We start from the raw sequence: 11,797 nt of genomic DNA, 5'->3' as shown, positions 1-11,797 counted from the left end.
GACCGCGACCGCCACCCCCGGGCCCGAGGCCCGTACGGCGCCGCCGACGGGTGACGCGGCAGCGGCGGCCCCGCAGCGCACGGTGTACGACTGCGCGCACAGCACGGCCCTGCCGGGCACCCGGATCCGCGGCGAGGGCGAGCAGCCCGCCGCCGACACCACGGTGAACCGCGCGTACAACGGCCTGGGCGCCACCTTCGAGCTGCTGCTCTCGGCGTATGGGCGCGACTCGCTGGACGGCGCGGGGCTGCCGCTGACGGCGAGCGTGCACTACGACGAGAACTACGCGAACGCGTTCTGGGACGGCGAGCAGATGGTCTTCGGGGACGGCGACGGGGAGATCTTCCTCGACTTCACGCTCCCCGTGGACGTCATCGCGCACGAACTGACCCACGGCCTCACGCAGTACTCGGCCAACCTCACCTACTCCGGCGAGGCGGGCGCGCTCAACGAGTCCGTCTCGGACGTCTTCGGCTCGCTGGTCAAGCAGTTCACCCTGGACCAGACGGCCGCCGAGGCGGACTGGCTGATCGGCGCCGGACTGCTCACCCCCCGGGTCAGCGGGGTCGCGCTGCGCTCGATGAAGGCGCCGGGCACGGCGTACGACGACGACGCGCTCGGCAAGGACCCGCAGCCGGGCACGATGGACGGCTTCGTCCGCACGAGCAGTGACAACGGCGGTGTGCACATCAACTCGGGCATCCCGAACCACGCGTTCTACCTGCTGGCCACGGAGCTGGGCGGCAAGGCGTGGGAGCGGGCCGGGCAGATCTGGTTCGACGTGCTGACCGGTGGCGCCCTCGCGGCCGACGCGACCTTCGCGGACTTCGCGGCCGGTACGGCGGCTGCGGCGCGCGACCGCTTCGGCGCCGACGGCGCGGAGCACCGGGCGACGGTCAAGGCGTGGTCGCAGGTCGGGATCGCCGGATAAGCCGGGCCGGTGGGTAGAAGAGTCCCATGCGGATTCAGGTACGGCGCACGGGCGGTTTCGCCGGCATCGAGCGGGCGGCCGAGGTGGACACCTCGGGCGTGCCCGACGCCGGCGCCTGGCACGCCCTGGCGGAGCGGGCGCTCGCCGACAGCCAGGACGCGCCGCCGGCCGGCGTCCCGGACGGCTTCAGCTACCGGATCACGGTCGACGGACGTACGGTCCACTGCGCCGACCCGAGGCTGTCCGAGTCGCAACGGGAGCTGGTCTCGCGCGTCTTGAAGGAAGGCGCCTGAGCATTCAGAGGAGGGCGGCGGCTTCGAGGGACGCGGTCGCCGCCTCCACCGAGTCCCCCGCGCCGACCGCGAAGTCCCGCAGCGTCGCATCGAGGAACTCGTCCACGGTGTAGCGGCTCTTGAGGTAGCCCGTCTGTTCCAGCTCGATCAGCCCGTGCAGCACGCACCAGAGCTGGCGTACCCGAAGGCCGGTGTCGGCCTCGTGGAACCTGCCCGCCACCATGGCCCGGCGGATCGCGTCCTGCGGCACACGCAGGACGTACAGGCCCATCTCCCGGTCGTCGTCGTCCAGTTCGAAGCCGGCCAGCGCCGATCCGCCGAACAGCACCGCGTACACGTGCGGTTCGGCGAGGGTGAACTCGTGGTAGCCGCGGGCGAGCGCGAACAGTTCGGCGACGGGGTCCTCGTCGTTGCGCCCCACCAGCCGCAGCCGCTCCATGAAGCGGGCGAACCCCTCGCGCATGACCTCCCGCACCAGCCCCGGCATGGAGCCGAAGTGGGTGTAGACGGCCATGGTCGAGGCGCCGACCTCCTTGACGAGCCGTCTCGCGCTGAGGGCGGCGGCGCCCTGTTCGGCGAGGATGCGGGCGGCTTCGTCCAGCAGACGGCGGCGTAGCGCGGAATCGGAGGTTGACACAGGACGGAGCATAACGATGTTATGGACATAACAGCGTTATGGCGTTGAGGCGACAGAGGGGTGGACCTCATGCTGATGACCAAACAGGCGATACGGGCACGGGTGCCGAGGCTCCCGGAAGCCGCGGGGGACAAGGGCCTGTCCAAGAACGCAGCGGGCGCCGGGGGGCGCCCGCTGCGACTGCTCGTCCTGGGGGACTCGACGGCGGCCGGGGTCGGCGCGGTGCGGCAGGAGGACGCGCTGGCGGGCCAGTTGGCCCTCGCGGTGACCGCACTCACCGGACGGGAGGTCTCCTGGCGGGTGGTGGCGCGCTCCGGCGCCACGGTGCGCGCCGTACGGCGGGAGCTGCTGACCCGGCTCACGGAGCCGACGGAGGGCTGGCAGCCGGATCTGGTGCTGGTGGTCGCCGGGGTGAACGACGCGCTCACGTTCCGCCGGCCGCGCGCGTTCCGCGCCGATGTGGAGCGGCTCGTGCGGGACGTCAGGGCGCGGCTCGGCCATGATGTGCCGATGATGTTCGCCGGGCTGCCGGAGACGGACACGATGGACGCGCTGCCGCGCGCCGTCCAGCTGCCGCTCAGCGGGTATCTGCGGCTGCTCGACCGGCAGTTGAAGATCGTCGCCGGACGGCATCCCGCACTGTTCCATCTGCACTCGGGCGGGCCGCCGAAGATGCCGGGCGACTGGATGGCCGCCGACCGCTTCCACCCGTCGGCGAGCGGCTACCGCGCCTGGGCGCGGGCCCTGTCGGGGCGGGTGGCGACACTCGTAGAAGCACTGTGACGGTGTGACGCGGCGACGCGGTCAGAATCCGAGCTTCCGCAGCTGCTTCGGGTCCCGCTGCCAGTCCTTCGCGACCTTCACATGCAGGTCGAGGAAGACCGGGGTGCCGAGCAGCGCCTCGATGTGCTTGCGGGACTTCGTCCCGACCTCCTTGAGCCGCTTGCCCTTCGGGCCGATGATGATGCCCTTCTGGCTGGGCCGCTCGATGTAGACGTTGGCGTGGATGTCCAGCAGCGGCCGGTCGGCCGGGCGGTCCTCGCGCGGCAGCATCTCCTCGACCACGACGGCGATCGAGTGCGGCAGCTCGTCCCGTACGCCCTCCAGCGCGGCCTCCCTGATCAGCTCGGCCACCATGACCTGCTCGGGCTCGTCGGTGAGGTCGCCCTCCGGGTAGAGCGGGGGGCTCTCCGGGAGCAGCGGCACCAGCAGGTCGGCCAGCAGACCGACCTGCTGGTCGGCGACGGCCGACACGGGGATGATCTCGGCCCACTCCAGGCCCAGTTCGCGGCCGATCTGGTCGATCGCGATGAGCTGCTCGGCGAGCGTCTTGGAGTCGACCAGGTCCGTCTTCGTGACGACGGCGATCTTCGGCGTCTTCTTGATCGCGGCCAGTTCCTTGACGATGAAGCGGTCCCCGGGGCCCAGCTTCTCGTCGGCGGGCAGACAGAAGCCGATCACGTCGACCTCGGCCCAGGTGGTCCGCACGATGTCGTTGAGGCGCTCGCCGAGCAGGGTGCGCGGCTTGTGGAGGCCGGGGGTGTCCACGAGGATCAGCTGCGCCTCGGGCCGGTGCACGATGCCGCGGACGGTGTGCCGGGTGGTCTGCGGCCGGTTGGAGGTGATGGCCACCTTTTGTCCGACCAGAGCGTTCGTGAGGGTGGATTTGCCCGCGTTGGGGCGGCCTACGAAGCAGGCGAAGCCGGCCCTGTGGGGTGCTTCGGCTGTCTCGGGTGAAGGGGTACGAGCGCTCATGGCGCCCATTGTCCCCGATCGCGGGGCCCGCGCCGACCAGCCGGGTCCGTGGACGGCCGGCACGGGTCCCGCGTCAGCCCGCCTCGACCGTGGAGCGCAGCGTCCCGTCCGGGGCCGCCAGCAGGACCGGGGTCGCGGGGCCGCCGAGATCGCGTACCGCCGCGCGGTCCTCGGCCGCCGCTTCCGCGGCCTCGGTGACGACAGCGGCGGCTTCGAGTGACGTCGCCCCGCTGGCGACGGCCATCGCGACGGCGGTGCGCAGCGCGCTCAGTTTGAGGGAGTCGAGATCGACCGTGCCGGCGACGTACGTACGGCCCGTCTCGTCACGTACCGCCGCACCCTCGGCCACCCCGTTGCGGGCGCGGGTGGCGCGGGCGAGCGTGATGATCTTGCGGTCCTCCGGGTCGATGTCCGCGGGTCCTGGCCCGGCGCTCTGTGTCATGTGCCGAGCATAAGTCTCAGGAGATCACCGCTGGTGGCGCCGGGTTCACCGGGCCGGGGACCTAAAGAACAAACCGTTCGAAACCAGGAAATGCGTTCGTCTTCTTGTCTTTGCCCTGCGGTATCGTCCCGTTCATCTACGTCTTCCGGACAGTCGACCGGTCTTACGAGTAAGCGAGAAAGCAGGCCATGAAGCGCATACTCATCCGCTCAGGGAAGAGCCCGTTCCGTGTCGCGTCCCAAGAGGAGTTCATCCAGCAGGACCTGATCGGCACGAACTCCGGGAATCTCCTGTTCAGCGACGCGACGTACAAGATCCTGCTCACCCAGGACACCGAGTTGACGTCGAACGGGCTGAAGACCGTGCCGACGGCCGAGCGGGCGAAGGAGATCAACGAACAGTACGACGCGTTCGTCATCCCCCTCGCCAACGCCTTCCGGCCCAGCTTCCGCGCCTCGCTCGACCGGATGTCCACCCTGATCGAGCAGCTCACCATTCCGGTGGTGGTGCTGGGAGTCGGCGCACAGGTCAATGAGAATTACGACACCAAGCGGCTCGCCCCGATGGAGCTGTCGGTCAAACGCTTCGTCAGGGCCGTGCTGGAGAGATCACCTTCGATCGGCGTGCGCGGTGAACTGACCGCCTCGTACCTCAAGGACCTCGGCTTCAACGACGTCGACATCATCGGCTGTCCCTCGATGTTCATGCACGGCGAGACCTTCCCCCGGCCGCGCGACCCGGGGTTCATCGACAGTTCGTCCCGAATAGGGATAAACCTCTCGCCCGGTGCCGTGAGCGTCGGTGACGTGGCCGCGCTGGCCCGCAACGCGTACGAACGCTTCCCGGACCTCACCTACTTCGCACAGAACCTCGCCGACGCCGAGCTGCTGTTCTGGGGCGACACCTCCAGCGGCGTCACCGCCGGCCGCGACAAGGGGCTCCCCCGCCGGATGACGCACCCGCTCTTCCAGGAGAACAAGGTCAGGGTCCCGCTCGACCCGAGGACCTGGCTGGAAGAACTGGCCACCCACGACTTCGTCTACGGCACCCGCATCCACGGCAACATCGCGCCGCTCCTCGCGGGCACGCCCAGCGTGGTGCTGGTCCACGACTCGCGGACCCTCGAACTCTGCCGGTACTACGACATCCCGCACCGGATGCTGCGCGGCCTGCCCGGCGACATCCACCCCAGGGACCTGTACGAGGAAGCCGACTACGGGCCGCTGCTGAGCAACCACCGCGAGCGCTGGGACCGGTTCAAGGGCTTCCTCGACCGCAACGGCCTGGAGAACACCTTCAGTCACGGTGACGGCGGCGCCGCGTACGACGCCCGGGTCGCCGCCCTGAAGCTGCCGCCGCCCGTCAGCGTCTGGGACAGCTCCGACGACGGCGCGCTGCGCTACCGCTTCAGCAGGCTGCACGAGCGGCTGGCGCAGGCCGAGCGGAGCGTTCTCGCGCTGACCGCGCAGAACAAGGAACTGATGAAGCGGCTCACCACGATGGAGCGGCGGATGTCGGCCGACGGCTCGCGCATCGGTCCCGCCATCCGCCGCCGCGTACGCAAGATGCGGCCCCACGGCTGAACCGCTGACGTCCACGGACGCGCGTAGAGTCCCCGGACCGGGGACTCCCCCGGGATCAGGGCCTGGAGCAGTGGCCTGAGGTCAGGGCCGGTCGAGGCGGAGGCGGTCGGCCCGGGGCAGCCCGGCGACCACCAGGTCGTAGGAGTCCTCGATCAACTCCCGCACCATGCGCGGCGGGAGGTCGCCGACCGTCACGGTGTTCCAGTGCCGCTTGTTGAGATGCCAGCCAGGGACGATCGCCGGATACGCCTCCCGGAGCCTGACCGCCTCCTCCGGCGCGCACTTGAGGGCGACCCGCAGCGGCTCGTCGTCCAGCGAGCAGAACGCGAAGATCTTCGCCCCCACCTTGAAGACCGAGAGGCCGGGGCTGCGCGAGAACGGTGTCTCGCGCGAACTCCCGTTGAACCCGAGGCAGAACTCCGTCAGTTCTCCGGGGGTCACGACGAAGCCGCCCCTTGCTTCTCCTCGGCCACCACCGGCTGCGCGAGTACCGTGACGATCTTGTTGCGGCGGCCCGCCGGAGACTCGGCCGTCAGTCGCAGGACCCGGCCGTCCGGCAGCTCGACCTTGGCGCTCGCGCCGGCGATCGGGACGCGCCCGAGGGCCTTCGCCAGCAGTCCGCCGACCGTCTCCACGTCCTCGTCGTCGTACTCGTCGAGACCGAACAGCTCCCCGAGGTCGCCGATGTCGAGCCGGGCCGTGACCCGGTACGAGCCGTCGCCGATCTCCTCGACCGGCGGCAGCTCCCTGTCGTACTCGTCGGTGATCTCGCCGACGATCTCCTCCAGGATGTCCTCGATCGTGACGATGCCCGCCGTGCCGCCGTACTCGTCGATGACGACGGCGACATGGCTGCGCTCCTGCTGCATCTCACGCAGCAGGTCCCCGGCGTTCTTCGTGTCGGGCACGAAGGCGGCCGGGCGCATCGCCGTGGAGACCAGATCGGCCTCCGACTCGCGGTTGATGTGGGTCTTCCTGACCAGGTCCTTGAGATAGACGACCCCGACGATGTCGTCCTCGTTCTCCCCCGTCACCGGGATCCTGGAGAAGCCCGACCGCAGCGCCAGCGTCAGGGCCTGACGGATCGTCTTGTACCGCTCGATGGAGACCAGGTCCGTGCGCGGCACCATGACCTCCCGTACGAGCGTGTCGCCCAGCTCGAAGACGGAGTGCACCATGCGGCGCTCGTCGTCCTCGATCAGGGACTCCTGCTCGGCGAGGTCGACCATCGCGCGCAGCTCGGCCTCGCTCGCGAACGGCCCCTTGCGGAAGCCCTTGCCGGGCGTGAGGGCGTTGCCGAGGAGGATCAGCAGCTGCGGGACCGGGCCCATCACCCTGGCCAGCGGCAGCAGGACGTACGCGGCCGCCGTCGCCGTGTTCAGCGGGTGCTGCCTGCCGATGGTGCGCGGTGAGACGCCGACGGCCACGTACGAGACGAGGACCATCACCCCGATCGCGACGAGCAGCGCCTCCCAGGTCGCGTCGAACTCCTTGAGGCACACGTACGTGACGAGCACGCCCGCCGCCATCTCGCAGGCCACCCGCACCAGCAGGGCGACGTTGAGGTAGCGGGTGGGGTCGGCGGCGATCTGGGCCAGCTTGGCCGCGCCCTTGCGCCCCGACCTGACGGCCTCGGCCGCGCGGAAGCTGGAGACGCGGGCGAGGCCCGCCTCGGCCGAGGCCGCCAGCCAGGCGACGACGACCAGGGCGACGGCCCCGACGATCAGCTGTGCGGTCATGACACGGTCGGCGCGGGCGACGGACCCGTAAGACCGCGCTCACCCCGCCAGCCGTCGACGATGGCGGCCTGGAGGCCGAACATCTCGGCCTTCTCCTCCGGCACGTCATGGTCGTACCCGAGCAGATGCAGCACACCGTGGACGGTGAGGAGCTGCAGCTCCTCGTCCATGGTGTGCTGCGTCGGCGCTTCCTCGCCCTGCTTCTTCGCGACCTCGGGGCAGAGCACGATGTCACCGAGGAGCCCCTGCGGGGGCTCCTCCTCGTCCTTGACCGGCGGACGCAGCTCGTCCATCGGGAAGGACATGACATCGGTCGGACCCGGCAGGTCCATCCACTGCATGTGCAGCTGCTCCATGGCGGCCTCGTCCACGACGATCACCGACAGTTCGGAGAGCGGGTGGATACGCATCCGCGTGAGCGCGTAGCGGGCGACGTCGAGGACCGCCTGCTCGTCGACCTCGATACCTGACTCGTTGTTGACGTCGATCGACATGGTGTTGCTGTGACTCTTTCGGTCGATGCCTCAGCCGGGCGGGCCCGTCAGCGGTGCTGCTCGTTGCCGTTGCGGCTGTCGTACTTCTCGTAGGCGTCGACGATACGGCCGACGAGCTTGTGCCGTACGACGTCCTCCGACGTGAGCCGGGAGAAGTGCACGTCGTCGACGCCCTCCAGGATGTCCTGGACCTGGCGCAGACCGCTCTTCGTGCCGCCCGGGAGGTCGACCTGGGTGACGTCGCCCGTGATGACGATCTTCGATTCGAAGCCGAGCCTCGTCAGGAACATCTTCATCTGCTCGGGGCTGGTGTTCTGCGCCTCGTCCAGGATGATGAACGCGTCGTTGAGGGTGCGGCCTCGCATGTACGCCAGCGGGGCGACCTCGATCGTGCCCGCCGCCATCAGCCGCGGGATCGAGTCCGGCTCCAGCATGTCGTGCAGCGCGTCGTAGAGCGGGCGCAGATACGGGTCGATCTTCTCGTAGAGCGTGCCGGGCAGGAAGCCCAGCCGCTCCCCCGCCTCGACGGCGGGCCTGGTCAGGATGATCCGGGTGACCTGCTTGGCCAGCAGGGCCTGGACCGCCTTGGCCATGGCGAGATACGTCTTGCCCGTACCGGCGGGGCCGATGCCGAACACGATCGTGTTCTTGTCGATGGCGTCGACATAGCGCTTCTGGTTGAGGGTCTTCGGCCGGATCGTGCGCCCCCGGCTGGAGAGGATGTTCTGGGTGAGCACCTCGGCGGGCGTCTCGGGTCCGTCCGCGCCGCCGTCCTCGCTCGCCCTGAGCATGGCGATCGAACGTTCCACTGCGTCCTCCGTCATCGGCTGACCGGTGCGGAGCACCAGCATCATTTCGTCGAACAGGCGCTGGATCATCGCGACGTCAGCCGCGCTGCCACTGGCGCTGATCTCATTGCCCCGTACATGGATGTCGGCGTCGGGGAAAGCCGACTCGATCACACGCAGCAGGGAATCCCTCGAACCCAGAACCGTCACCATCGGATGTTTGTCAGGGACGGTGAAGTGGGCACGCGCCTGTCCCGTCTCGGGGGACCTGCCATTCTGGGCTGTAGGTGTCTGAGTCATGGGCCGGCACTGTGGCCTGCACATACCTCCCGTTGCAGGGTTCTCGCTGCTCGACAACCTCTGGGGTAACAGCCTACGACTCCGCACTGACAAGCCCGTAGGACTTTTACACGCGCCCTTGCCCGATCCGGCTTTCCCGCGTCCGCCCGGGTGGTCAGGACGAGCGGCCGAAGCCGATCGTCGGGACCGCCCTGCGCAGCGGCCAGGGCCGGTCGGGGGCCGGGAGCAGCGGCTTGAGGAAGGCGTATCTGCGCAGGCCTTCGGGGTCCTGCTCGGTCGACGCCTGCACATAGCTCCACCAGGCGGCCACCTCCGACCAGCCGGGGGCCGCGAGCGCGCCGCCGAACTCCTGGACGGAGAGCGCGGCCGTCAGGCCCGCGAAGGCGAGCCGGTCGGCGAGCGGCCAGCCGGCGAGCGTGCCGGTGACGAATCCGGCCACGAACACATCGCCCGCGCCCGTCGGGTCCAGTGCTTCCACCGCGATGGCCGGCACCTCGGCCGTCTCCCCCGTCCTGCCGTCCACCGCGTACGCCCCTTCGGCGCCCAGCGTGACGACGGCGAGCGGCACCCGCTCGGCCAGCAGCCTGGCGGCGGCCCTGGGGCTGTCGGCGCGGGTGTAGCGCATCGCCTCCTCCGCGTTGGGCAGGAACGCCTCGCAGTGCTCCAGGTCGGGCAGCTCGGCCAGGTCCCAGCGCCCCGAGTCGTCCCAGCCGACGTCGGCGAAGATCCGCGCGCCGTGCCCGGCGGCGCGGGCGACCCAGCCCTCGTCGCGTCCCGGGTTGAGGGCGGCGACCGCGGCCCGCGCACGCGGCGGGCATTCGGGCAGCGCGCCCTCGGGCGGCGGGGCCTCGTGGCCGTGCGAGACCATCGTCCGCTCGCCCTCGTACGCCATGGAGACGGTGACGGGTGAGTGCCAGCCGGGGACGGTGCGCGAGCGGGACAGGTCGATGCCCTCGCCCTGTTCCAGCGCGTCCCAGCAGTACTCGCCGTAATGGTCGTCGCCGAAGGCGGCGGCGAGCGACGTGCGCAGCCCCAGCCGGGCCAGCGCGCTCGCCATGTTGGCGATGCCGCCGGGGCTCGATCCCATCCCCCTGGCCCAGGACTCGGTGCCGCGCACGGGTGCGCTGTCGAGGCCGGTGAAGATGATGTCGAGGAAGACGGTGCCGGTCAGGTAGACGTCGCACTCCGGGTCGTCCGGGGCGCGCAGCCCGCCGAGCGGGTCGATGTCGGCGGTGTGGTCCTGTGGGTTTCCGTCGGATGCGGTCGTCACTGCCGTCTCCCCGGTCGCGTGCAGATCCGGCCAGTGTGCCCGATGTGCGCCGCCGCACGGAGGGGAAGCCGCACGCTCAGTGGGCGTGTCCCGCCGACCGCTTGGGCAGCGGCACCCGCGTCAGGTCGGCGGCCACGGTCAGTTCGCCGTCGAACCCGGCGGCGCGCGCCTGCCGTTCGAACGCGGCCGGGTCGCCGTAGCGCTGCGAGAAGTGGGTCAGCACCAGATGCCGTACGCCCGCGTCCCGCGCCACCCGGGCCGCCTGGCCGGCGGTGAGATGGCCGTGGTCGGTGGCGAGCCGCTCGTCCTCGTCGAGGAAGGTCGACTCGATGACCAGCATGTCGCACCCTTCGGCCAGCGTGTACACGCCCTCGCAGAGCCGGGTGTCCATCACGAAGGCGAACCGCTGGCCGCGCCGCACCTCGCTGACCTCGGCCAGCGTGACACCGTCCAGCACGCCGTCGCGGTGGATCCGGCCGACGTCCGGGCCCCGGATACCGCGCTCGGCGAGCAGGGCGGGCACCATCCGGTGGCCGTCCGGTTCGGTGAGCCGGTAGCCGTACGACTCGACCGGGTGCGAGAGCCGGTGCGCGTCCAGCGTGTAGGCGGGTGTCTCGGCGAGGACGACCACACCGTCCCCGTCGACCGGGACCTGCGCCAGTGCGACCGACTCCCGGTAGGCGGTGGCGTACCGCAGCCGCTCGAAGAAGTGCTGCCCGCTCAGCGGGTAGTGGGCGGTGATCTCGTGCGGCACCCGGTCGAGGTTGATGCGCTGGATGACACCGGCGAGACCGAGCGAGTGGTCGCCGTGGAAGTGCGTGACACATATCCGGTTGATGTCGTGCGCGGCGACCCCGGCGCGCAGCATCTGCCGCTGGGTGCCCTCACCGGGGTCGAGGAGCAGACCCTCGCCGTCCCAGCGCAGCAGATACCCGTTGTGGTTGCGGTGACGGGTCGGCACCTGGCTCGCGGTGCCCAGGACCACCAGTTCGCGGACGGACAACGCCGTTGCCCGCCGTTATCCGGGGGGCCAGTTGAGACCCCGGCCGCCCAGCACGTGGGCATGCGCGTGGAAGACGGTCTGGCCCGCCCCGCTGCCGGTGTTGAACACGATCCGGTACCCGCCGGCGTCCACCTTGTCCTGCGCGGCGACCTCGGCCGCCTCCCGCAGGACGTCGGCGGCGATCTGCGGCTCGGCGACGGCGAGCGAAGCGGCGTCGGGGTAGTGCACCCGGGGGATGACCAGGACATGGGTCGGGGCCTGCGGGTTGATGTCCCGGAAGGCGACCGTGGTGTCCGTCTCCTTGACGACGGTGGCCGGTACGTCACCGGAGACGATCTTGCAGAACAGGCAGTCGGCCTGTGGTTCTCCCGCCATGGTGCCGGGCCTCCCTGGGGTGTCCGATCGGTTGGCACGCATCGTATCCGGCCGACGGCGCTCCGCCGCGCCGGGCGGCCGTGGCGGCCCGTCAGGACCAGCGGCCGGTGCGGCCCAGCAGCAGGGCGGTGGCCGCCGTGCCCGCGGTGGAGGTGCGCAGCACGCTCGGCCCGAGCCGGTACGGCTT

At 70.4% G+C, this 11,797-nt stretch carries 14 protein-coding genes and 1 pseudogene; 4 read left to right on the top strand and 11 right to left on the bottom strand.

The features are described 5' to 3' along the window. Window positions 1-931: M4 family metallopeptidase (locus HY68_RS17655; RefSeq protein WP_063779655.1), on the top strand; the 931-nt coding region annotated here is incomplete at its 5' end. A gap of 26 nt (window positions 932-957) precedes the next feature. Next, the gene (locus HY68_RS17650) at window positions 958-1,224 is read left to right on the top strand and encodes a protealysin inhibitor emfourin (RefSeq protein ID WP_041989973.1); all 267 of its coding nucleotides are present in this window, start codon (window positions 958-960) and stop codon (window positions 1,222-1,224) included. 4 nt (window positions 1,225-1,228) lie between these two features. Here HY68_RS17650 and HY68_RS17645 read toward each other — a convergent pair whose 3' ends face one another. Continuing rightward, the gene (locus HY68_RS17645) at window positions 1,229-1,861 is read right to left on the bottom strand and encodes a TetR/AcrR family transcriptional regulator (protein ID WP_198533294.1); all 633 of its coding nucleotides are present in this window, start codon (window positions 1,859-1,861) and stop codon (window positions 1,229-1,231) included. Between the two features lie 69 nt (window positions 1,862-1,930). On the opposite strand from HY68_RS17645, the gene HY68_RS17640 reads away from it, so the two are divergent. Continuing rightward, the gene (locus tag HY68_RS17640) at window positions 1,931-2,644 is read left to right on the top strand and encodes an SGNH/GDSL hydrolase family protein (protein ID WP_041996410.1); all 714 of its coding nucleotides are present in this window, start codon (window positions 1,931-1,933) and stop codon (window positions 2,642-2,644) included. Window positions 2,645-2,665: 21 nt separating this feature from the next. Here the strand turns inward: HY68_RS17640 and era are convergent, their stop codons facing one another. Beyond that, window positions 2,666-3,616: a GTPase Era gene (gene era, locus HY68_RS17635; RefSeq protein WP_107070092.1), complete on the bottom strand. Its 951-nt coding sequence runs from the start codon at window positions 3,614-3,616 to the stop codon at window positions 2,666-2,668. Window positions 3,617-3,689: 73 nt separating this feature from the next. After that, window positions 3,690-4,058, bottom strand: a complete 369-nt coding sequence (locus tag HY68_RS17630; RefSeq protein ID WP_041989964.1) for a hypothetical protein — start codon at window positions 4,056-4,058, stop codon at window positions 3,690-3,692. Between the two features lie 188 nt (window positions 4,059-4,246). Between HY68_RS17630 and HY68_RS17625 the strand changes: the two genes are divergently transcribed. Then, window positions 4,247-5,641 carry a polysaccharide pyruvyl transferase family protein gene (locus HY68_RS17625; RefSeq protein WP_041989961.1) on the top strand — a complete coding sequence of 465 codons (1,395 nt, stop codon included), beginning with the start codon at window positions 4,247-4,249 and terminating at the stop codon, window positions 5,639-5,641. A gap of 81 nt (window positions 5,642-5,722) precedes the next feature. On the opposite strand, the gene HY68_RS17620 is transcribed toward HY68_RS17625, so the two are convergent. The 8 genes and pseudogenes from HY68_RS17620 to HY68_RS45220 form a co-directional block, all read right to left on the bottom strand. Further along, entirely contained in the window at window positions 5,723-6,082 is a 360-nt protein-coding gene (locus HY68_RS17620) for an MmcQ/YjbR family DNA-binding protein (protein WP_041989959.1), read from the bottom strand. Continuing rightward, entirely contained in the window at window positions 6,079-7,380 is a 1,302-nt protein-coding gene (locus HY68_RS17615) for a hemolysin family protein (protein ID WP_041989956.1), read from the bottom strand. Before HY68_RS17615 ends, HY68_RS17620 begins: the two co-directional genes overlap by 4 nt. Beyond that, window positions 7,377-7,874 (bottom strand): rRNA maturation RNase YbeY, encoded by a 498-nt coding sequence (gene ybeY / locus HY68_RS17610; protein ID WP_041989954.1) that lies wholly within the window; start codon window positions 7,872-7,874, stop codon window positions 7,377-7,379. Before ybeY ends, HY68_RS17615 begins: the two co-directional genes overlap by 4 nt. 47 nt (window positions 7,875-7,921) lie before the next feature. Beyond that, on the bottom strand, window positions 7,922-8,962 hold the full coding sequence (locus tag HY68_RS17605) for a PhoH family protein (RefSeq protein ID WP_052457119.1): 1,041 nt from the start codon (window positions 8,960-8,962) through the stop codon (window positions 7,922-7,924). Between the two features lie 154 nt (window positions 8,963-9,116). Next, entirely contained in the window at window positions 9,117-10,232 is a 1,116-nt protein-coding gene (locus HY68_RS17600) for a PfkB family carbohydrate kinase (protein WP_041989950.1), read from the bottom strand. Window positions 10,233-10,308: 76 nt separating this feature from the next. Further along, the gene (locus HY68_RS17595) at window positions 10,309-11,235 is read right to left on the bottom strand and encodes a ribonuclease Z (protein WP_041989948.1); all 927 of its coding nucleotides are present in this window, start codon (window positions 11,233-11,235) and stop codon (window positions 10,309-10,311) included. Window positions 11,236-11,250: 15 nt separating this feature from the next. Continuing rightward, window positions 11,251-11,610 (bottom strand): histidine triad nucleotide-binding protein, encoded by a 360-nt coding sequence (locus HY68_RS17590; protein ID WP_041989945.1) that lies wholly within the window; start codon window positions 11,608-11,610, stop codon window positions 11,251-11,253. A gap of 91 nt (window positions 11,611-11,701) precedes the next feature. Continuing rightward, a pseudogene (locus HY68_RS45220) lies at window positions 11,702-11,797 on the bottom strand (16S rRNA (uracil(1498)-N(3))-methyltransferase); the annotation flags it as partial.

This window comes from Streptomyces sp. AcH 505 (assembly GCF_000818175.1).
Taxonomy (GTDB): Bacteria; Actinomycetota; Actinomycetes; order Streptomycetales; family Streptomycetaceae; genus Streptomyces.
This window is presented reverse-complemented; position numbering and strand designations above follow the sequence as displayed.